Below are 23,048 nucleotides of genomic sequence, written 5' to 3'. Positions count from 1 at the left end.
ATTGAAGTCTCGGGTGAACAAACCAACGGTGTCGCTGTCGATGGCATTGCTGTGGATGGTGTCAGCGTTACCTCAATCGATTCAGGTAAAGGAGGTACTACAGACAAAGTCACCCAGGATACTTCTGGTGAAAATTCTGACAATGGTACCAACGAATCATCTGGCACAGAGAGCGGAAACACAAGTAATACCACCGCGAGTACTGATGGCTCGTCCAATGGAACTGAAACTGGAACCGGAAATAGTACAGATTCCTCATCCAGTGTCCCGGAAGCGGTCATCAAGGTTGACAGTGGAAGGACATACGAAGCAAGTAATTCCCTTTCACATATGTCCAGTGACGATACAGAAGTCGTTACCTATGAAGAATCGGCCAGCAAAGGACACAGTGCCGATATAACCCTCGGAATAGAGGGTAATTATGTGGAAGGAGAGGGGAGCCTTTACGAATATGGCTCAGACACCAATAACATAAAGATAGGTCATTATGAGGGCTCAGCCGGTTACGGAATAGAATACAACCCTTCAGATAACTCATTTAAAGCAAATGTTGTAGATATAGGCGGTGAGTTTGTCACCATTGAGGGTAACATCGGAACTCAAAACGATCCTGGTGACTTGCTCGCTGCAGATGCACATGTTGAAGCCCTCTCAACTGGGGCAAATGCCAGCCTTGGCATAGAATATGAAGATGATAAATTCTCAGCAGGAGCATCACTCAAGGCTGAAGCCACTTTAGCGGAAGCATCAGCCACAGGGGAAATCCATATTACGCCAAAATCAGTGTACGATAATACGCTGGGGGCTATATTCGATATGGCAGGTTGGGAAGATGTGTCCGCTTTGCCTGACAGCTGGGATCATGGTATAGTGATCGGCGCAACGGGCACAATCGGCATTGGTGCATCTGCCGCCGCTGAAGCTCAAATAGTGTCGGATGATGACTTCACCGGTGTTCAAGTTGGCACGAAAGTAGGCCTTGGCCCCCAAGCAGGGGTGAATTTACAAATAGGGGTAAAATAGTATAATGAAACATCTTATCTATCTTGTTCTATGTGCAATTTTAGTCACAAATGTACAAGTCAACCAAGCATCAGGCGGTGATCAAATGTCAGGGGAAAAGACTTATGATACGTCTTACAATATATACCATGTAAAACCTTTTGATGACGATCTACTGGAACATTATATCCAGATACCTAAAACATGGTCTCCGGAAAAAGTTACAGCCAAAAGTAAGGATTTATCGCCAACACCCATACCACTGGGCCTGTATACTCATCAAGGAAATGATAATACATTGACGATGTTACAAGTCATGGGTGCTTCCATTGATAAAGATGTAAGCCCGTTGAAGTTCATTCAATTTTTCTTACACAAGGTATCTGGAGTAAATAAGATACAGATTCACTCAATCACCACAATCGATGAGTATCGCGCCAAGGCTTCTGCTGACTGGGAATGGCAAAACACTGTTTTCAATGGAGAAATCTACATAAATATCAGCAATGATCGTAATCGTGTTTTTATTATCCAGGGGTTAACAACTGAAAAAAGCAAAGAAGAATGGACTGAGCAGTGCGATTACATTTTCCGTTCGTTTGCAATCATCAATAAGGGAGATGCATAGGCAATTATTATAGAACAGGTGTTCAATTACAAGCGGCTGGGAATAAGTTTTCAGTCGCTTGTAATATTTTCTCGTTGTTTATGCATTGTTTCTATAATTTAGGCAATCGCTCCGTCGTACCCTAAGAGGGTTTCTCCTATGTACAATTTTGCTACCCTGCAAGGTTAGACTATAACTCGCCAGCCAACAAAAAAGTATGAAATATATCACCTTTCTTATAGCAAGTATAATTTGTGTGATAAATATTCAAATCAACCAGGCATCAGGTGATGATCAGATGTCTTATTATGATGAAGCGTATAATATTTATAAAGTAAAACCATACGATAACGATATACTGGCACATTATGTTCAAATACCAAAAGCGTGGTCTCCAGGTAAGATCTCGGACAAAAATGAGGATCTGACCCCGGCCCCCAAACCACTTGATCTTTTTAATCATATCGGTGACAGCCCTAATACGTTGTCCCAGATATTGGTTTTGGCAGCGTCTCTTGAGGGAGATGCGACACCATTAAGGTTCATCCAGTACTATCTTCACTTAGTATCAAAACAAAAAAAGATTCACATTCATTCAATCACTACAATAGATAATTATCGGGCTAAAGCGACTATTGACTGGGAACTTCTGAACAAAAATTTTTATGGTGAAGTTTTTATAAATATCAGCGATGACCGTAATCGTGTTTTTATTGTTCAGGGAATGACGAATGAAAAAAGCAAAGAAGAATGGACTAAGCAGTGTGATTATATTTTCCGTTCGTTTGCAATCATCAACAACGGAAATGTATAGGAAATCAAATATAGAGTAGGTATTCAATTAAAATTGACTGGGGAACAATTCTCCAGTCGACTTTAATCTTTTCTTGTCGTTTAATCGGCACTTTCTATAAATTTAATTAATCGTTCTCTAATACCTCAGAAGTAATTCTTCTATGCACAATTTTGTCGGCGTGCATGGACATATAATAACACCTCAGCCAACAACAGAATTATGAAATATATCCTTTTCTTTATAGCAAGTATAATCTGTGTAATGAATATCCAAATCAACCTGGCATCAGGTAGTGACCAGAAACCTTATTATGATGAAGCTTATAATATATATAAAACAAAACCATACGATAATGATATACTGGCTCATTATATAGAAATACCAAAGACATGGACCATTGACAGGGTGTCAGACAAAAGTAAAGAACTGACAACAGCTCTAAAACCACTTGGTTTGTATAGTCACGTCGGTGAAGTTGCCAACACTTTATCCCAAATTCAGGTAGCTGCGGTAGCCCTTGACAGCGATGTGACTCCATTGAAATTCATCCAATTTTACCTGAATCAGATATCAAAAATAAACAAAATACATATTCATACCATCACGACAATAGATGACTATCACGCTATGGCGTCTCTGGATTGGGAAGTACAGGAAACGCCCTTTCATGGTGAACTGTTCATAACTATAAGCAATGATCGTAACCGTGTTTTTATAGTACAGGGAATGACGAATGAAAAGAGTAAAGAAGAATGGACGAAACAGTGCAATTATATTTTTCATTCATTTCAAATCATCAACAATGAAGATGCCTGAAAAATAGCATTTTGTATCATAAAGAAGCGACTGCGGAGAAACTTCACAGTCACTTTTTTATGATTTTCTTTTCGCTTTAACAGTACTGTTGATGATTGGAAGCTGATTATTTACCACAGGGAAAACTCAACCGCCCACCCATTGACATTGATGGTATTGATTACAGGCACCTTGATTTCAGAATCACTAAAGGAATACTCATACACCTTGCCAATTTTAAAATTGTCGGTCAGTCCCCAGGCGATTTCACTTTCATTAAATACCCAGAGTCCACACGCATAGAAAAAGCTGTAGCGTGCAGAAGTCGGACCTTTACCAAATGAAACCATCTTTATAATATCTACAAGGGTCGCGGTTTTGGTTGTATCGTTGAATCGTATTTTCAACTCATATGTTTTTTTCATTCCGCGTCTGCTCAATATTCCCCACCATTTAGCATCAACATAATTCCAGCGAACAATCAAATTTTTTCCTTTTTCCAAGGCCTGGATCGGTGAATCAAAATCATTAATTTCCTGAATTTTCTGACGTAAGATATTTTCACTGACAGGATCACCGGTACCAGGATAATGGCAGATACGCCGGGTTGCCTTTTGTAGAATTGGGATACCTAGAATGAGTAAAACAGCAACAAGCCCCAGCATAATCCACATAAGAATGATATCTTCCCTACCGAGAATATACTTACATAGGGAAAAAGACAGGACCCCAATAATTTGGCAACCAACAACATAACCAGCTACAACGAGGAATAAAAGAAAAGGTTTTTTCATAACATGCACTCAATTATCTAGTGTTTTAGCAAGATGAACGACATTCAGGTTTCTGCTCATCACCTTCATCCATACCTACTTACTTCATTTTTTTCAGCTTCACGGAAAGAATAACTTATCCATTCTTATTTTTCTCTCAGCTCAGCCAAATCGTTGCATCAATGGTTCCAATACTGCAAGCATCAAACATTGACACATTGATTTGGCTGAACCGCGTGGAAATACAAACACCTACCACAGAAGGTACGATCAAGTGATGTAACAGACCTGAGATGGAAAAAACATTTGAGCTCTTTATAAAACAGCAAAGCTTATCAGGATATACACTTGCGGCTTGCATGATTCAACGGTTTTATCTTCTTAAGATAACGCTACATCTAAAGATAATGCGAAACTGCCCAATACAATTTTTCGTAAACTTTGCATGTATAAACTTTGGCCAGATTGGCCATAACGAAAAAATCGAAAGGACAGAATATCCTCACCGATGGAACGATTCTACAACTGGTAAGATAAAACCTACTCAGCCATGGAGAAAACAGTCAGATACGAGTATACTCTTCTTCAGAAAATTACTTGCATTACCACCATTCATCTCATTTCTTCGAGATACTCCTATGTCCCAAGATAAAAAAATAGCTCTCCTGATAGACTGCGACAATGTCAGTCACAAATCCATAGAAGGGGTGATCAACGAATTATCCAAATATGGAAAGGTGAACATCCGCAATGCCTACGGTAATTGGAAAAGCGATGCCATGAAGGGCTGGGAAGCAGAACTGCACCCACACGCCATCAAGCCTGTGCAGCAGTTTGCCTATACCAGTGGTAAAAACGCCACTGACGCAGCCATGATCATCGATGCCATGGACCTGCTCTACACGCAGCAGCTGGATGGTTTCGCACTCATGACCAGCGACAGTGACTTCACACCTCTGGTCATGCGTCTGCTTGCCAATGGGATCACAGTATATGGATTCGGAGAAAAGAAAACCCCCATGCCCTTTGTGAAAGCCTGCTCCCTGTTCATATACACAGAAAATCTTGAACAGGATGAAGAAGAAAAGCCAGCAGACAGGACAAGAACAAAAAAATCCAGAAACGAACTTCGTCAGGACGCCTGGCTGGTTAAACTCCTCAGGACCGCCGTGGAACAATGTGCTGACGAAGATGGCTGGAGCCACCTGGGTCAGGTCGGGCAGTACATTTCCAACAAGACTTCTTTCTCGCCTGTTAACTATGGCTACAAAAAATTAAGCGATCTTATCCGGGTATCAGATCTGTTTGAAATGAACATGCGCAAAGACAACTCTGTCATGTACATTAAAGATGCCCGTAAATAAGTGACCGAGAACAAGGAAGCACCTGTGGTCAGATACAGTTCGGAGGTGGATGAAACCAAGAAGATACAGCCCGCGCGATGAGTTACGGTACAACATCCCTGACAATTAAGGGGCACGGAAAAAATAAATTATCCTATCTTACTTGTCTCTCAACCCGGCGATGTCGTCGCCAAACCGATATCCTGGGCAATTTTTGGATATGTAGTATTTTCCGCGACCCGAAGGATTGAAATTTCCGTAGAGCTATCACAGGCTACGTCTTCAGGAACGAATCAAGTCACCCAGCCTACACCCCATCTATTGCCTGCTGCAAATACCTGAAACCGATACGTTCCTGCTCCAGGCGAATGTTTTCTCCCCAATGATTCCAACGCAACTGATCATACACCTTCTGTTCTACAGGGGTCAGACGGGTCAGCTCAGAATTTTCAGGTGTTGGTTCAGTTCCCCACAACGTACGATGGGCAAGCAAGGTTGCTTCATCCATGAGCAGGGACACCATATTGGGAAACAACAGGCGAAGCTGATTGAGTATGGCAAAGCCATGGGTATCGATATCTCCCCAGTAATACAGGTTGCGCTCAGCCAGCCAGGTTGCGGCTGCCAACTGTTCAAAACCGTACCCTGCACCAAAAATAACCATGGCGTCAGTCACTGGAGGAAAGGCGAGAAAATTGATTTCATTCTCAGTAACAAATACTTTTTGTACCTTTACAGGTAACCGCGAAAACATATCTGCGGTCACCGTAAAATCCTGCTCACCCACACCTGGAATCAGCACATCATCAGCACCAAGAAGGCGAAAACGTACCCGAGCCGGTTTATCGAGAAATCCGTATCGCCTAGAGAAACCTCGCACACCGGTAAAACGGGTATCAACATCTTGAGCAGATAAAAGCAGATCACACATCTCGGCGAGTATACTGCGATGCTGTTCAATAAATTTGGTATGTATACCTGGCAGGTCAAGTTGACGCAGATATATTCCGGGCCGGGGATGATGCTGAAGCCAGTCAACAATTGCAAGCAGATGTGCCCACTGATCAGCCAGCTTGAGAATCTGGTGAGGGCGTTTTTCCAGCAAGGGGAATAATGCGGGCTGACTTTCCCCGGTCAGGCGGATCAGTTCACGAAACCTTTCACCAGCCCGTTGTTTGCCGATCAGTGCCAGAGCATCTTCCAGAGTATCCACCCACGCCTGTACAGGCATCTGATTTGTTCCCAGAATACGATGCTGTACGGTCTGCCACACTATACGGACATGTGATATTTCTGCAATATCTGTAATCCATTCCTGTACGTTGGCAAACTGTTCACTCTGCTGCCCTGCTGTGGGGGACTTGAACGTCAATCGCTTTGGGAAAAGGGCTGTCCCTCCAATCATGGCTGTCAATAACGTGCCTCGGTCCCACAGTCTCTGCACCTGTTTTTTCAGATCCAGCCTGGTTGTCCAGCTCATGACTGTAATTGCTCTTTTTCAGCTCTGTACTCTTCTATGGTCAGGTTGCGCAGGAGTGAGCAACGACCGTCTTCATTATGCACAAAGCCAACGCTTGCAACATAGGGTTCAATAATATGGATTTTCTGTAAAGGGGTTACGATGAGCAGTTGCAGATTCAGCTGGGCAAAAAGCTGCAGACCATACTGGGCAGATTCATCTGAGCCACGCCCAAAGGCCTCGTCAATGGCGACAAAACGAAAGGAACGGGATCGAACAGCCCCCCACTCAAGACCGAACTGGTAGGCCAGGCTGGCTGCCAGGACGGTGTAGGCCAGTTTCTCTTTCTGCCCTCCTGATTTGCCTCCTGAATCAGCATAGTGCTCATACTCGCTGTCATCTTCCCGCCATCGTTCACTGGCAGCAAAAACAAACCAGTTGCGGACATCTGTGACTTTGGCTGTCCACCGGCGATCCAGGTCTGCATATTCTTCACGCCCTCGAAACCGCTCGATAATCCTGCGTACCTGCAGAAACTTAGCCTCAGAGTAATGGCTATCGTCCGAGCCGGTCAAGCTCCCCTCGGTGCAGGCTCGCAGATCTGCCCTGAAATCACGAATATCTGCATCTATACTGCGTTGCTCTTCCAGGCTGATGTATCGGCCGGGGTTGTAATCAATCTGGGTAAGGGATCCATTGATCTGCCGAATGCGCTCTTTGATGGTCTCCCGCTCACGTACCAGCTGGGAATGAAAATTTGCCACCTCGCGGATAGTATTCTCGTTCAACAGCTCTTTGAATCGCTCCTCAAACCGCGGCAAATCGTCGGAGGTCAACTGTTCGAGCATGGACCGATATTCAGAGGCTGCCTGAATATGAATATCCACCTCCCTGGTGTCGAGCTTCCATTCCTCTTTGTATTCGGTCATGGCACGGATAATTTTCTCGCCAAGACTCGAAACCTTCCGATCTTCAGCATCTATTTTTTTCTGCAGCCATTCGCGCATATCCCGTTCCCGGTTATCACAGGATTCCACGGTCAATACCTGTTGGCCAAATGACTGTTCCCACATGTGTTCCAACAGTGCGAACTGCCCGCCATGCTCAGGGAATGCCTCATCTGCCAGTATCCGGCACTGTTGCTGCAATTCCATGGCTATGCTGACTCTCTGTTCAGTTTTGGAGCGTTGATCCTTACGCTGATCAAGCGTTACTTCTGTTTCCTGCAGCTCCTGTTCAAGAACGGCCAGTTGTTCGGCAAGGGTATGCAGCAGGTCTGAGGTTTCCTCCAGCTCCCGTTTTTCTTCCTCCAGCCTGGAAATAATAACGGCCAGAGGTTGCCAGTCAAGTTCACGAAAATCTGTATATTCCCCGAGTTTAGAAAGAATGGACAACTGGTGCTTGCAGATGCTCTGTTGCTTTTGCACCCCACTGATATGTGCTTCCAGATCAGCAAGAAGCGCTTCCCGTTGCTTTGCCTTGTCTTCCAGGGCCGCTATTTTTTCTTTATTGCTCCAGCCCAGAACATAGCGGCTGCGGTCGTTGAGACGATGACGATCATCTTTTTCATGTCGATCTCCCGGAGCCTTGGTCTGTCCGGCACGGGTCATGGCACGGGTCTCACGCCTGAATTCCTCCTGCGATTCGCAGCAGGCAAGGTTAAAACGATGATACAGCTCTCGTTCAAGCCACTCATAGAAATCAGAATCAGGTTTAATCTGCAGCTTATGCACCAGGGAATCGGGATGCAGTCCCGGCAGTTTGCCAACAATTATATCCCTGGTTCGAAAATAGACAAGCCGTCCTTTCAGATGGGTCTGGTCCACCCATGCCGCCACTGCGGCGTAATGACAATCCGGCACCAGCAAAGAAAGGCCAAAACTGCGTAACAGCCTTTCAATGGCGCCTTGCCAGTCTTGTTCTTCTTCACGCACCCGGAGCAATTCCCCGACAAAAGGCATCTCCTCTTCATCAATGCCCAGGCCCTGACAGAGGGAAACTCGCATTGCGATCTGACGGCCATCAATATTGGATTTACGGGCCCGTAAACTGGTAAGCTCTTGCTGCAGCTGCTCGTACTCATCTTTACCCTGGGCAAAAATCACCCCAGTCTCATTGAGTTCATTCTGCAGCTGCACCTCTTTTTCAGCTGTTTCTTCTGCCAGGGCATGAAGAGCATTGCGCTGGTCAAAAAATGCCTGTTCTGTAGCAGCAGCCTTCTGCCCCAAATCGCTGACCAGCTCCTTATAACGGGAGGCCTTATGTTTACAGCGTTCCAGGGATTCTTTCTGCTGCTCCAGTTCCGCTTCGATGCGGGCAATTCGATCTCCACCGTTTTCTGCAATGGAACGGCGCAGTTCACGCTCCTGCAGTCGCTGGTTCTGCCGTTTATCCTCCAACCGTTGAATAGCCGCCGTATGCCGAGATAACTCCTGACTCAGGGATTCAAGCCGTTTTTCAAGCAGGTTCAGTTTAAGAACGGCAAACCAGGGATGTAAAGCATTCCGGCAGGTACGCAAGGTCTCCACCTTCTGCTTTAATTCCAGATGCTGATCACAAGCAGCTACCAAAGGCTCCAGCATTTCGATCTGCCGCTTGGCCTTAAGCACTGCTTCATGGGCCCTGTTCAGGTCTTCAAAATGCTGAATCAGCGCACTTATGCGCGGGGCTACATCAAAGGGCTCCAACATGTGGCTACGCACAAAGTCTGTCAGGTTGCCAACAGATTTGAGGGAAACAGTCTGATGAAACAGCTCCAGGGCCTGCTCATTATTGATACCAAACCGCCTGCGAAACCAGGCACCGTAAGGGGGAAAACTTTCAAACAGACTGGCATTGCCAGCCCGCAGACGTTTTCGCAATCCACTGATCTCTGTGCCAAAATTTGAAAAATCCCTGGCTATGGATAAGTCCTGTCCACTGCCGACATAAAAGCGGGCCGGCTGCCCTGCGGGATCTTTCATCCAGAACACCTGGGCCAGGGTGACAGTCCTGTCATAGCCGGCATTGTAAAACACGCCAAGGATTACAGAATAGCTGTTCATGTCCCGCAGGGCAACAGGTTTGGTGCTGCCCAGATTTTCCTGACGTTCGGATTTAAAATAGCCCAGAACATAGGAGCGCAGAGTACGCTCGCGGGCATCCGCACCGGCAGCCTTATTATAGGCAATGCGCTGGCTCGGCACGAGCAGGGTGGTTACCGCATCCACCAGGGTCGATTTTCCCGACCCGATATCTCCTGTAAGCAGTCCGTTCCTGCCATCCAGCTGCATGGACCAGATCCGGCCGTCAAAGGTTCCCCAGTTATATACTTCCAGCCGCTGGAGCCGAAAACCGGCCAGGCGGTCATCCTGGATAAAATCCAATCCCAGCTGTTCAGACATCTGCCGCCTCCTGCCCGTCGGCCAACTGTTGCCGGTACTCTTCCAGGCGCTGGTCAAACTCGGCCAGCCACTGTGCATCGACAAAAGATTTCAGGATGCGGCGCACTTCAAACATCTCTTTCTGCCCACGCAGGCGCCGTATAAAGCCAAGCTTGACGATTTTGTTCAGGTTTGTGTCAACCTGATCAATCAATTTCACCTCATTGGATCCGGCAGGGAGAAAAATCCGCACCAGTTCCACCACTTCATCCCGGGATAAAATCAATCGGGTATCACCGCCGAGGGCGTCAAATTCCGCAAGTTTTTTACGCAGCAGGGCAAGCAGCAGACTGACCGGATAGGAAAGTTGGCGTCTGGCAACCAGCCTGGGCATATTTCCGGCAGCATTTTCATCATCCTGCTGCCGGGAACGTAAGAATGCATAGCCCTCTGCTTCATCCAGCAACAGTTCCAACCCCAATACGGCAACATAATCCCTTACCCCTGCCTGCATACGCAGCAAGCTGTCCCATACGCCAAGGTTGTCTTCCTGATAGACAACGCCTTTGAGCAACGGGACAACCACTTTGGAAAGCTCCATGTCACAGGGAGAATTTGCCAAAAAATGTTCCGTTATATCCATGATTCACTGTTTAAGAAATATTATGCGCGGCAATTTTGCCCGACGTACGATGCCTGATTCTGTTTGCCACTGTACCTCATCCTGCTGTTCTTCATCCACGGCTGTCTGCGGCCAGTCTCCTGCAAGCTGCAGATACCCAACCAACTCTGCCAGACCGTGACGCAGCGGATGTCTGGCAACAATTTCTGTCAATGTTACCTGTTTACGATTGCGCAGTTCCCGGCGAATATTTTGCTGCAGTTGTGTCCGATCTACCACAACCTGGGCATACAGAGAGGCTGTATCCACATCCGCCTCTCCCTGCTCCAGGGTTACATCCGTAATTACCGGTTTCACGGGAGGACTGTAGAGAGGCCGTTCCATGGGCAATTCAACGGCTGCTGCAATCTCATCCAGTGACATGAAATCCGCCTTGGGAGCATGCTCACGAACAGCAAGGGCATTGGCTTCCACACTGTGCAGGATATCCATGATACGGCGGTTTTCCAGCCAGGCCTGGTCATCAAGAAAACGTCGGAGCTGCTGGGACAACATGGCAACAGTACGCTGGGCGTGCTCTCCAGCTTCCAGCCAGTCGTAATGAATGCGGCGCAGCCTGTCATCCGGATGGGTAGCGGCAATGGGAGGCAAATCCAGTACCTGTTCAAGCAGGTCGCTTAATTCTTCTTGCCGAGATCTGGACATAAGAAAATCCCAAAAAGCTCGAAAACTTTTTCCTTGGTCGGAATCGGCAATAGCATCCCGTTCACCCATGATTTCTTCAAGCAGTTCTCCCTTGCTGCCATCCCAGAGAGCGATGCGCTCGCGTACACGTCGGTCCAATGTCCGAAAATTGTGCTCCACCTCACGAAAATCGGCTAGGAGTTCACGCCCAAGTTGCAGAAACTGCTGAAAACGGTCCCTGAGGGCAGTGTCATCCAGCAACGAGATATCCCCTTCAAGCACGCGGGAGATTTCATTATCAATCTCCTCCCGGCGTTTCTGCAATTCCAGCACCCGTATCTCAGAGTCGGCCTGGCTGCCTTCGTTCATCTGGCGCAGCAACTCAAAAAGTGTCAGCAAACGGGATTCGGTGCCGACAAAGGAACGCTCTACCAAACCTTCCAGCCAGGACAGGGCTTTTTCTGTGGACGGGGTCAGGTCAAAATGGGGTTCGTCACTGCCTGAAGCATAAAATTTGCGTAGCCATCCTTTGTCATTATCCGCCCATTCATTCAGATAATTCTTTGCAGTTCCTGGAAAACTTGATTCCCCGAGCTGCTCCCGCAGCATGAACAGTTCATCCTCAAGGGCCTCCACAAGGTTAGCCTGGGAAATACTGCGGATATTGGGTTCAATAAACACACGGTGTAGAAAAGATGCCACCAGGGGAGCATGTTGGGCTCGCAACAAACGCCAAGCCGGGTGGTTCTGACGGAGCAATTCTAAGGTAGTATACTCAAGTGACATGACAGACAGAAAGTTTGGATCAAAAAAAGCATTGCTGGAGCCCTCGTTGTCGAACAGTTACCCCCATCAGGATATACTCTCGTCGTCCGCGGGATTCAACTGTTTTATCTTTTTCAGATATTCACACATCTTTTGATAATGCGAACCAGGCCAATAGATTTTTCCACAGACAGTACAGGCATAGAACTGTGTATAATACTTCAGGGTTCTGGGCTGCAGAACTGCTTTCACGTGTTCTTTATCAACAGGCATTAACTTGCCATTGCAACGTATACAACGCTGAAAAGGATGTACTTTATCATACAAATCAAAGTAGTCCAGGACTTCTGCCACCTGATCCTCTACCTGATTTGAACGAAGACAGTAGCCGTATAGAACCTGTTTGTTTTTGAGAATACCTCTGTCGCGGGTCAACACAATGCGTTGCTCTTGCGCAGCCATCCGTACTATTTCGGCATCCGGATAATCGTTGCTGTATAGACTGTCAAAACCCAGCATGCGCAACTTGCGAGCCAGTTTCCCTAAATGCACATCCAGAACAAAACAGGCGTTTTCAGGCAGTGGAGGCTGTAAACCGGCCAGTGATTGCCTGTCGATCTGAAAAAAAGCGGGGAAGACACTTACAAAATCTCCATTTTTCACGGGTGACGTGAAATCAACAGGAGTACCGTTGTGCAGTACCATTGCCACTTCAACATGGGGAATCCCCAAAGCCTCGATGCAATCCTTTACAGAAGGCGTTCCGTTAAAGGCATAGCAAAGAGTCTGCTGTCTTTCAGTTGAAGACAAAAAGTCATTCAGGGCAGCATAAAACCGAAAATGGGCATGATTTGGCATGGGTAAAGAACGTTGAATATAACAAAATCTGCTCGACTGTAGAGCAACTGTTAATGATTTTCACGAGCTTAGCTTTCCATTGAACAAATATCTATACAAAGGAAAACTTTGTTAAAGGGTTACGGAAAATATACATTATCCAATCTTGCCTGTCTCTCAATTCGGCAATGTCGTAGCGTCAATGGCTCAATACGACCAGTATGGCTCCATTGGCGCTACGCGCATTACCAAACAGATAGCCTACGCAATTTTTGGATATTTATTATTTTCCCCGGCCCAAAGATTTTCATATTTGGATGAAGGGCTACGTATTACCCCCTATGACAAGGTTCTCAACCATGGTAAAAAGGCCCAGATATACGTATACTCTTCCTGCAACTACTCAATGGGCTTATACCATGCTGATTTATTATATCCCTGAACTGCAAACAGTCTCAGATGCCCAAAAACCAGAGAAGCACGGTTAGGTACTGCCAACTTTTTCAAATGCAAACTCATCCTTTTCAGCTCATTCGCTTTATCGACCCTTCCTGCAATTTCCCAATTGCAATCGGAGGTAACATTTCACGAAACAGGCAGACGATTTCTCTTGTCTATGAAATAGCAGGCAATCATACACAATTGCAACTCCCTGCAATCGCCCAGCAGCCCATGCGAAGTGACGACCTCTGGAAAAGGACCTGTTTTGAATGTTTTTTCAAACAGCCAGAGAGCACGGCTTACTACGAACTCAACGTTTGTACGGATGGCCATTGGAATTTGTATCGTTTCAGCGATTACAGAAAAGGCATGGCTGAAGCATCCAGCATTCGTTCACTTCCTGTTCATACATATACCCATGCAGCAAAATTCACACTCTGCTGTAACATCCCCCTGGGCACCCTGGTTCTCCCGGATGTTCCTCTACAAGTGGGAATCAGTTGTGTCCTTGCCCACACAACCGGTAAAAATTCCTACTGGGCCCTTTGTCACCCTGGAAGGCAACCCGATTTCCACCACCCTGCCGGATATCTACTACATATATAAACCAGAGAAAATCGTGGGGATTCAGCATTCCACTTTGTCTCATAACAGGCTATAATATTTCATATTCTCTTGCACGCCGTTATTTCAGAAAAAGGATACCAGGAGGTTTTCATGGTCTGCTGCAGACGTGTAGTCACAACGTTAATTTCACTGCTTATTCTGTTGCTTCTTCCCTCTGTCCCTCTGGCAATGGAGATACCAGAGCAACTTGAACCATGGGTTCCCTGGGTATTGCACGATCAGGAAGACCGGTTTTGCACGTCTTCCTTTGATGGTAAACAACGTTTTTGCATGTGGCCAGGCCCTCTTGACCTCGAAGTACACGATACTGGCGGCCATTTCTCCCAAATATGGGAAATGAAACGAGAAGGCTGGATTGTTCTGCCGGGAGATGAAAAACTGTGGCCGCAACGGGTCACTATGAATGCAGAGTCTGTTGCTGTCATCAACAAAGATGACCAGCCAGCCATTCACATCGAGACCGCAGGACAGTACCTGATAAAAGGAGAGTTTGCCTGGAGCCATCTGCCTGAATCCCTTTCTCTACCAGCAGGGACCGGGATCATCCGCCTGCAGGTGAATGGTGAGGAGCGTCCAGCAGATATCAGCAATACCATTCTCTGGATCGCCAACCGTTCAGGCGAACAGAATATGGAAATGGAAGACACTGTTCACACCCAGGTCTACAGGTTGCTTACCGATTCCACACCTATGATGATTACCAACCGTATAGAGGTGCAAGTTTCCGGAAAGTCACGTGAGATTCTGGTTGACTGGCAAGTACCGGCAGATCAGATCCCGGTCAGCCTGGAATGTGCCCTGCCAGTGAAAATCGACACAGATAACAGAATACACCTGCAAGCCAGGCCCGGTAATCACATAATCACCTACCGCTCTCGTCTGCCGGGTCCTGTCAATAGCCTGACTTTTTCAGAATCTGCAATGGGGCCGGAAACTGAATACTGGAGCTTCGAATCACAAAATCAGCTCAGAATGGTAAAGATCAGTGGAGACCCCACAGCTGTGGACCCTGGACAGACTCCGCTTCCACATGCATGGCATGAATTTCCTGCCTATAGAATAAAAAAAGGACAGACCCTGCAGTTTGAGACCCTGAAACGCGGTAATCTCGAACCTCCTCCCAACGACCTCACGCTGTATCGTACATTCTGGCTGGATGGAGATGGTTCAGGCATGACCGTTCAGGATATACTCACAGGAACAGTACACAGGGAACCACGCCTGGAGATGCAGCCTCCTGCCACACTGGGAAGGATGGTAATCAATGGTCGTGATCAACTGATCACCAGGGTGAATGAGAGGTCTCCGGCGGGTGTTGAAGTGCGACAGGGAAAAATCAATGCCATGGCCGTGAGCCGTCTTGAAACAACGCGCTCCTTTCCTGCCGGAGGATGGAATCAGTCCGTAGCCAAACTTTCAGGGGAACTGGTGCTGCCGCCAGGCTGGACGCTTTTACATGCAGGCGGTATCGACAGGGTGAAAACATGGCTTACCCGCTGGACCCTGCTGGACTGTTTCATTGTGCTTATCATTGTGATAAGCAGCTTCAAGCTGCTCGGCGTAATCCAAGGTAGTATTTCCCTGGTTGCCCTGGTGCTTACCTATCACGACCCTGCCGCCCCGGTGTTTATGTGGTTGGTTATTCTTGCCTGCATAGCTCTTATTCAGGCTCTACCTGAATCAAAATACATTTACCTGGTCAAAAAAGGAAAACTCGTTCTGCTCGTAGGCCTTACCATCATGGTGCTGCCATATAGTGTGGAACAGCTGCGGGTCGGTCTGTACCCACAACTGGAACAGGTATACAATCCATATATTCCTCCGATGGAGGCAGTCGCCGATGGTGAAAACATAGTTGCTCCACAACGAATGCGAGAGGAAGTACAGCTTCAATCTTCAGTCAAAACCTTATCCAAAAGAGCCTCTATTCCGGACGGTAAACCATATGCATCCGGGCAGGACTCTCAACAGTTCTTTGATACCCAGGCCAAAGTGCAGGCCGGGCCCGGCCTGCCATCGAAAAAATGGCGTATCATACGCCTGTCATGGAACGGTCCTGTTGAAAAAGAACTGCAAATAAACCTCCTCCTGATCTCACCATTTTTCAATCTGGTACTTGCAGGAATAAAAGTAGCGACGATCTTTCTGCTGGCATTTTTCATGGCTGGCATCAATGCGGGGCGCCATTTCCGGTTTCTTTCCAGAAAGACTCTGGTTGCAATACTTTTCACCGCCATGCCCCTGGCAATGATGGTGTCTCCTGGATACTGTGCTGACTATCCTGAGCAACAACTGCTTAACGAACTGCGCGAGCGACTCCTGAAACCTGCACAATGTTTTCCCAACTGTGCAGACCTGGAAACGATGCAGGTCGAACTGGAGGGTTCAGACATTCAACTTGTCATCAACAGTGCAGCCATTGTTGATTGCGCAATTCAACTGCCTTCCGGCAAGGGAGCACTCTGGCACGAAATACAAGTGAACGGTTCACCTGCCCCGGTAATTGATAAAGACAAAGGACTGTGGCTGAGCATTCCCAAAGGCCAACACCATATCACCATGACCGGTTCGGTCAACAGTAGTAATTTTCAATTACAGCTCCCCCACAAACCGCACAAGGTCACTTTTATCGGTCACGATGAGTGGAGTGTTGCCGGACTTGACAACAATAATGTGCCGGAAGACCGGCTACAGTTCATCAGACAAGAGCAAGAACAACTCCTGAAAGGATTTGCTGCCTCAACCCTGCCCCCCCTCATGCAGGTGGAACGGGTACTGCATCTTGGCCTGCAGTGGAGGCTGGAAACCATTGTAACCCGACTTTCTCCTCCTGGCTCATCGGTGTTTATGGAAATCCCCCTCCTGTCTGGTGAATCGGTTATCAATGCTGAATACAAAGTGGAAGACGGCATGATCAAGCTCCCGTTTGGTCCCAATGAGCAAAGCAAGCACTTTCAATCTGTTTTCAAGGAGCAACATCGCATTACACTGACAGCACCGGATACAACAGCATGGTATGAAATATGGAGACTCAACGCGAGCCCTGTCTGGCATGTGGAAAGCACAGGCCTTGCCCCCATTCTCCATCACTCAATGGAGGATATCTGGCAACCAGAATGGCACCCCTGGCCAACGGAATCCCTGATTCTGGAGATAACCCGCCCACAAGGTATTCCTGGGCCAACCAAGGCCATTGAATCAAGCATGTTGTCCATCGAACCAGGTCTACGGTCGACTACCATGCACCTCACTTTTACCATTCGCTCCACACGGGGAGACCAACAAACCGTTATCTTACCTCAGGATGCTACTATCCAGTCCGTACATATAAATGGCAAGGATCAGCCGGTGAAAAAAGGCAACACAGTGGTTATCCCCCTCAATCCGTCCAATCAGCGGGTGGAAATCCAATGGCGTACGCCCCAGGGAATCAGCTCCCTATACACAGTTCCAGAGATCGACCTGGGCAGTGAGAGCGTTAACGCAGAAATCGAGATACAGATAGGAAACCGATGGGTCTGGTTTGTCAGTGGCCCGCAGATGGGGCCTGCAATACTGTTCTACAGTGAATTACTGATCCTTGTATTCGTCGCCCTGGCTTTGGGCTGGTCCAGACTCACCCCACTGAAACACTATCAGTGGCTGATTCTCGGGCTTGGACTGTGTCAGAGTGGTCTAATTCCAGGGCTGATTATTGTAGGCTGGTTCGTTGCACTGAAACTTCGGGAAACAAGAGGAGAGAAACTCTCCGGACATTGGTTCAATCTCGCGCAGACAATGCTTGTTCTGCTGACAATTGTTGCCATGGCTGCCCTCACGTTTGCAGTACAAAACGGGTTGCTTGGCCATCCGGACATGTTGATTGCAGGCAACAACTCTACCAGTTACCTGCTTCGCTGGTACCAGGACAGGGTGATACAAAGCCTTCTGCCACAGCCAACCATTGTCTCCATTCCAATACTGGTATACAGGCTTGCCATGTTGATCTGGGCACTCTGGCTGGCATTCCATCTTTTACGCTGGATCAGATGGGGGTGGGGCTGTTTTACCACCCACTGCATCTGGAGTACGAAACGAAGCACGATACCCACGGCAAAATCACCTGAAAAAGACAAGAAGACAACTTAATCAGAGCTTCAACAAACGACAAAAAGAAAGCTTGCCAGAGGAAATACCAATACTGTTGGAAGCGTCGCAGCGATAACCGGTATTTCGTACGGGTATTTTGACACGAGATGCCCGTCAATAAGGCAGATGCTGCAAAATCTGCTCGCCCCACGAGGTGCGCCTTTTTCAAATCCCCCTGAAAAAACATTGTGTTTCAGGGGGATTCGCCTCTTATTCCTGATGTAAAAGACTCTCTCTTTCTGTGGTTATTTCCTGCTTCTTGTCATACCCTGTCAGTAAAGCCTGATTGAGATATATAAAGACATACACAATGAGTATCACGGCAACGAGTCCACCAACGCATTTAAGAAACAGCCCTGTCTTCTTCCAGACAAACAGGGCTAAAGCAATAAGAACAACAATTGCAGCCCATTGGTTAGCAGCAAAAAAGTTTTGAACCTGCATAAAAATCGTATCGATATTCATAGACATCACTCTCCAACCGGTTACTTACCAAATGCCTCAATGACGCGGAATAATATGCATTACACCACTGTTTCCACACATGACGGACGATTACTTAAGGATCTCCTTGAGATCTATTTTCTGGGGCAGAAGTTTTTGATCATACATTATCTGTTGGGTCTGTTCCCAGCTCTTTTCGTCAATTGCACCTATGGCTATGGAAGGATTCGGCTGGATCAATTCCCGGGTAATCTTTAACTGCTGCTCCTGAATCGAAGTGGGCGTGTCAGGATCGTATTTCTGCAGGATTGCAAGCACCTCTTTTTCATTTTTCGAATCAAGCGCCTGCTCCCACCCGGCAAGAAGAGCATCCAGGAAACGCTGCACCAATTCCGGTTTTTCTGCCAGAATACGCGAGTGAGTGACAACGGAATTTGCCACGAATTTCACGCCAAAGTCAGCAGGATTGAAAAACGCGGTTGTTTCACCTTCTTTGTTGAGTTGCGCTGTGATGATTGGGCCCTGGGCATTCCGATAGACCGGCCAGAGTTGAACCTGGCGTTGGTAGAACGGTGTGTAATCATAGCGGACGCTGAACAGCTTCACATCCCTGTCGTTGAAGCCGGCTTCTGCGAGCAGTGTTCTCATGATGGTTTCATCGTTGCCACCAAACGTTACCCCGATGGTTTTTCCGTTCAAATCAGCCAGGCTGTCGATCTTCATATCTTCCGGACGATACATCCACTGCAGGGGGTTAACCTGAAATAACTGTGCAATAACTACCACCGGCGAACCCTTGGTTCGGGCTCTCAAGACTTGATCTGCAGAGGCAGTTCCAAAATCAGCATGCCCCAATTCAATTTCCCGAATGGCATCTCTTTCAGGGCCACCTGGTTTCACTTGAACATCAAGCCCTGCTTTTTCAAACAGGCCGTTGGTTTCAGCGTACAATGCACCGACAACACTGACGTTGCGGAGCCATTTGAGCCGATAACTGACTTTATCATTGGCTCTAGCACTATTGGTTACGAGCAGTGTCGTCATCAACAGCAAAAAAGCAGACTGGATGAAACGTTTCCCTTTGGTTTTCATCTTTGCTCCTTTCTTAAAATTCTGGTGCTCTATATTGTGTTTCATGAAGGTGAGGCGCATCATTTGCCAGTCCAGGTTCGCTTGATTGCCACCCCCAGTAGTTCCAGCAATGCCTGATAGACAGCAATTGTTATACCAATGAGAAAAAGGGCAATGAGAATCTTGCCAAGATCGCTCTGATAGAGAGCAATACGGATACTGTAGCCAATGCCTGCATTGGCGGCAATGAATTCCCCGACAATTGTTCCAGCCATGGCCAGGGTGGCACTACCGGCGATAACGGTGGTGAGTTGTGTTAAATTCTCAAAAGTCCTGATTTTAACCTCCAGCTGCCAGCGCATCCTGCCTGTAACCCGATAAAAATGCTCAATATCGTCAATGGGTTTGGACATGATTCCCAGCACAGAGAGCAAAACCGGAAAATAACAGATCATAGCAGCGATAAGTAGTCTGGTAATAAACCCGTCACCGAGTAAAATGAAAAGAATCGGTGCCAGCGCGACAATGGGATAGGCCTGAATATTATAGGCAGCTACCTTGATAAATGAGCCGAGCCAGGTGGACTGACGACCAATAATGCCAATGACGAAGGCCATGATGACGGAGAGAACCTGACCGATTATGGCGACTGTCATGGTATTGATAGTGGCGAGGCTGTATTGCCGGTACTCAGCAACCATGGTGTGCAGCATATCTGAAGGTGCGGGGATGACGTAATCGGAAAGATGCAGACTGTATTTCATGATCATCAGGCCGCCGATAAAAAGAAAATAGATTATAAAAAACTGGAAGACTCGTTTAGGAAGCATTCATGATCTCCAGCAATGTGGCATCCAGAGCCTTGGTAGAGATGTTGTCGTCCCTGCCCATGTTACAGCCCTGGATCATAACAGTTTGCTGAGCCTTACCACTGTTGCGAAAAACGAGAATCGAGTCGCAAAATTTGGCAACCTCCATGGCATTATGGGAAATATAGATAAAATAGCGGCGTGGAAACATATCTTTGATGGCCAGAATTATCTTCTCCCTGGTGAGTTCATCGACATTGGCCATACTTTCGTCCATGATCAAGACATCACAGTCCTGCAGTAAATAACGAATAAGGTTAACCCTATTTTGCTGCCCCATGGACAACTGGTCAAAACGGGCCTTTGTACAGTCGGACACACCGAAAACATCCACCAACCTGTCTTTTTCGGCAAGCATTGACTGGGGAATAACCCTCGATAAATGGCGGTCTACGTTTGACCATCCGGGAAGGCGTTCCTTGTTATGGGAATACAGGAGGTGCTTTAACCCGTCAGTTACCACCTTGCCGGAATACTCGGCAATATCACCGGTCAGGATTTTTGCCAGAGAGGTTTTTCCTACCCCTGAAGGGCCAAAGAAGGAATGAAATCCTGGTGTGGACAGGTTGAACGATACATTGGTGAGGATGGGATGTTCTGCTGCAGGATAGGTAAACGCAACGTTATCGCAGATGAGGGGCATACTGTGACCTTTTTAACCAACGACCACGCAAGACCCACTGAACGTTCCTTTTGTCCCCAAGCCTGTGCTGCACAAATCGTCGGCACATTAAGCTGTTAGCCAGTTCTCAGAAGAGGAAATCTCCTGTCGAAACATGAAGTAGCTGAGACCAGTTACAGCTCGGAGATAAACGATGCCAAAAGGAGACAGCCATCGAGATGAGTTACTGTTCCATTGCTGCACCCTCGCACTTTATCCAAGATGTTTCCCAGCCGCCAAGAGATACTATGATCCTCGAAGTGACTCTTAGTAGAATAAATCCTTCACTACTTATCACTTTTATAGCATAGAATAAACCATTAAATTAATGACAGGAGTGCGTTTGAATTTGCTTCCCGATGAATCTCGTAAAAAATTTAAGGGTTGCGGAAAATAATATATATCCAAAAATTACGTAGGATATCGGTTTGGTAACGTTGTCGCGTCAATGGTTCCATACTGGCCGTATTGAGCCATTGACGCGACAACGTTACCAAGTTGAGAGACAAGCAAGATGGGATAATTTATTTTTTCCGTGACCCTAACACGCGACGTACATGCCGGCAGTAACGGCATCCTTTTGAAACAGGCACTATCCACCACACATAAAGGAGGAAACAATGCAACCATGGATACTTTTTACAAGACAGGCGCCCCCTTTGTTTATCCTGCTTCTGCTTCTGCTTCTGTTCTGCGTAGGAAATACTCCTGCCGTAGCTGCAGAACCAGAGATAGCCATAAAAAAATATGATCCAGTGGTCTATTTCACCGAAAGCAGGGCAATGCTCGGAACAGATGAATATACCTTTTCCTACCATGATATGATCTGGTTTTTTTCAAGTCAGAAAAACCGGGACATCTTTGCTGCCGATCCACAGGCGTACGCACCGCAGTATGACGGGTATTGTGCTTGGGCTATGACCGAGTCCAGGCTCGCCAGGACCGACCCGGAGGTATGGAAGATCGTGGACGGCAAATTATACCTGAACTGCAGCAGGTCTGCCTACGAAAAATGGGCCAGGGATATCCCTGCTCACATTAAGAAAGCGGACCGTATCTGGAAAGAAAAATTTGCCGACAGGTAGGTATGTGTTTGTGCACGGTTTGACTGTTGCCCATAGATAGGCTATAGCTCATCTGCCGATTGTACACAGTGAATATTGATAATCGCATGCAATCATGGGATCACGCCAGCTTTTGCTTACCTCGATGAGCAGTTACGGTATAAGTACAGGCAGGTGGATAAAGAGTTTTTCAACAGCATTCCTCCAGGAACGTATACATGGAATACATACCTCTCGTCATCTCATCCATCTTTAGCATTATTTTTTTGGCAACTCTTATTTTTTCTTTTTTTAAAATCAAGGTAGCCACGGCAACTGCCATTGCCTATCTCAGCTTTTTCCCGTTTATAATTGGGTTAATTTATATATTTTCTTATCCGGCAGAAGGAGTTCAAGGAGAAATAATACCAGCTATCCCTTTTACAATTGGTTCGGTATTACTTCTTCTTTTTTTCATTGTACTGACTCCATTACTGCCAGAAAGTAAAAACAAAAAAAATACTCCGCCTAAAAATACCAGATGGATACTACTGATATCTGGATATTTTCTGCATATTATTGGGATAAGCATTACATTTACATTCTGGTATGCACCAGAAACATCAGGGCCAGCGCACGAAAAAATCAGCAATCCAGCACTTTCGCTAGGAATGTGTTATCACAGGCAGCTCTGAATTGTTTTTGCTTGATACTCATCT

19 protein-coding genes are annotated in these 23,048 nt (G+C 46.8%); 9 read left to right on the top strand and 10 right to left on the bottom strand.

The features are described from left to right. The 4 genes from G493_RS31530 to G493_RS0126700 form a co-directional block, all read left to right on the top strand. On the top strand, positions 1–1,023 hold a 1,023-nt coding region (locus tag G493_RS31530), incomplete at its 5' end, for a hypothetical protein (protein ID WP_035276088.1). A gap of 4 nt (positions 1,024–1,027) precedes the next feature. Then, positions 1,028–1,630, top strand: coding sequence for a hypothetical protein (locus G493_RS0126710; protein WP_028582803.1), 603 nt, complete (start codon positions 1,028–1,030; stop codon positions 1,628–1,630). 196 nt (positions 1,631–1,826) lie between these two features. Then, positions 1,827–2,423, top strand: coding sequence for a hypothetical protein (locus G493_RS0126705; RefSeq protein ID WP_028582802.1), 597 nt, complete (start codon positions 1,827–1,829; stop codon positions 2,421–2,423). Positions 2,424–2,666: 243 nt separating this feature from the next. Further along, positions 2,667–3,221, top strand: coding sequence for a hypothetical protein (locus G493_RS0126700; RefSeq protein WP_153306687.1), 555 nt, complete (start codon positions 2,667–2,669; stop codon positions 3,219–3,221). A gap of 110 nt (positions 3,222–3,331) precedes the next feature. Here G493_RS0126700 and G493_RS0126695 read toward each other — a convergent pair whose 3' ends face one another. Next, complete coding sequence (locus G493_RS0126695; protein ID WP_028582800.1) at positions 3,332–3,994, bottom strand: hypothetical protein; 663 nt, start codon at positions 3,992–3,994, stop codon at positions 3,332–3,334. A gap of 617 nt (positions 3,995–4,611) precedes the next feature. Here G493_RS0126695 and G493_RS0126690 point away from each other — a divergent pair. After that, a complete protein-coding gene (locus G493_RS0126690; RefSeq protein WP_028582799.1) occupies positions 4,612–5,337 on the top strand; it encodes an NYN domain-containing protein in 726 nt (241 codons plus the stop codon). Positions 5,338–5,623: 286 nt separating this feature from the next. Here the strand turns inward: G493_RS0126690 and G493_RS0126685 are convergent, their stop codons facing one another. From G493_RS0126685 to G493_RS0126665, 5 genes are all read right to left on the bottom strand, one after another. Continuing rightward, positions 5,624–6,796, bottom strand: coding sequence for a DUF3322 domain-containing protein (locus G493_RS0126685; RefSeq protein ID WP_028582798.1), 1,173 nt, complete (start codon positions 6,794–6,796; stop codon positions 5,624–5,626). Beyond that, on the bottom strand, positions 6,793–10,158 hold the full coding sequence (locus G493_RS0126680; RefSeq protein ID WP_028582797.1) for an ATP-binding protein: 3,366 nt from the start codon (positions 10,156–10,158) through the stop codon (positions 6,793–6,795). The genes G493_RS0126685 and G493_RS0126680 overlap by 4 nt, the downstream gene beginning before the upstream one ends. Then, positions 10,151–10,780, bottom strand: a complete 630-nt coding sequence (locus tag G493_RS0126675; RefSeq protein WP_035276085.1) for a DUF4194 domain-containing protein — start codon at positions 10,778–10,780, stop codon at positions 10,151–10,153. Before G493_RS0126675 ends, G493_RS0126680 begins: the two co-directional genes overlap by 8 nt. Before the next feature lie 3 nt (positions 10,781–10,783). After that, on the bottom strand, positions 10,784–12,229 hold the full coding sequence (locus tag G493_RS0126670; RefSeq protein WP_028582795.1) for a DUF3375 domain-containing protein: 1,446 nt from the start codon (positions 12,227–12,229) through the stop codon (positions 10,784–10,786). 66 nt (positions 12,230–12,295) lie between these two features. Continuing rightward, positions 12,296–13,066, bottom strand: a complete 771-nt coding sequence (locus tag G493_RS0126665) for a Mut7-C RNAse domain-containing protein (RefSeq protein ID WP_028582794.1) — start codon at positions 13,064–13,066, stop codon at positions 12,296–12,298. 486 nt (positions 13,067–13,552) lie between these two features. Here G493_RS0126665 and G493_RS0126655 point away from each other — a divergent pair, with 486 nt between their 5' ends. Next, entirely contained in the window at positions 13,553–14,092 is a 540-nt protein-coding gene (locus G493_RS0126655; protein ID WP_028582793.1) for a DOMON-like domain-containing protein, read from the top strand. 111 nt (positions 14,093–14,203) lie between these two features. Then, positions 14,204–18,241 (top strand): hypothetical protein, encoded by a 4,038-nt coding sequence (locus G493_RS0126650; protein ID WP_028582792.1) that lies wholly within the window; start codon positions 14,204–14,206, stop codon positions 18,239–18,241. Positions 18,242–18,451: 210 nt separating this feature from the next. Here G493_RS0126650 and G493_RS0126645 read toward each other — a convergent pair whose 3' ends face one another. The 4 genes from G493_RS0126645 to G493_RS0126630 all read right to left on the bottom strand — a co-directional run bounded on the left by G493_RS0126645 (position 18,452) and on the right by G493_RS0126630 (position 21,268). Further along, positions 18,452–18,706 carry a hypothetical protein gene (locus G493_RS0126645; protein ID WP_028582791.1) on the bottom strand — a complete coding sequence of 85 codons (255 nt, stop codon included), beginning with the start codon at positions 18,704–18,706 and terminating at the stop codon, positions 18,452–18,454. A 90-nt stretch (positions 18,707–18,796) separates the two neighbouring features. Next, entirely contained in the window at positions 18,797–19,777 is a 981-nt protein-coding gene (locus tag G493_RS0126640; protein WP_028582790.1) for an ABC transporter substrate-binding protein, read from the bottom strand. 59 nt (positions 19,778–19,836) lie between these two features. Further along, positions 19,837–20,586, bottom strand: coding sequence for an ABC transporter permease (locus G493_RS0126635; RefSeq protein WP_028582789.1), 750 nt, complete (start codon positions 20,584–20,586; stop codon positions 19,837–19,839). Then, the gene (locus G493_RS0126630) at positions 20,576–21,268 is read right to left on the bottom strand and encodes an ATP-binding cassette domain-containing protein (protein WP_028582788.1); all 693 of its coding nucleotides are present in this window, start codon (positions 21,266–21,268) and stop codon (positions 20,576–20,578) included. The genes G493_RS0126635 and G493_RS0126630 overlap by 11 nt, the downstream gene beginning before the upstream one ends. A gap of 638 nt (positions 21,269–21,906) precedes the next feature. On the opposite strand from G493_RS0126630, the gene G493_RS0126625 reads away from it, so the two are divergent. Both G493_RS0126625 and G493_RS0126620 read left to right on the top strand, forming a co-directional pair. After that, on the top strand, positions 21,907–22,371 hold the full coding sequence (locus G493_RS0126625; RefSeq protein WP_051310033.1) for a YHS domain-containing (seleno)protein: 465 nt from the start codon (positions 21,907–21,909) through the stop codon (positions 22,369–22,371). 197 nt (positions 22,372–22,568) lie between these two features. Next, positions 22,569–23,024 carry a hypothetical protein gene (locus tag G493_RS0126620; protein ID WP_028582786.1) on the top strand — a complete coding sequence of 152 codons (456 nt, stop codon included), beginning with the start codon at positions 22,569–22,571 and terminating at the stop codon, positions 23,022–23,024. Positions 23,025–23,048 lie beyond the last annotated feature (24 nt).

The organism is Desulfogranum japonicum DSM 18378 (assembly GCF_000429945.1).
Lineage (GTDB): Bacteria > Desulfobacterota > Desulfobulbia > Desulfobulbales > Desulfobulbaceae > Desulfogranum > Desulfogranum japonicum.
The sequence above is the reverse complement of the archived record's forward strand: the minus strand, read 5'-3'. Positions and strand labels throughout refer to the sequence as shown.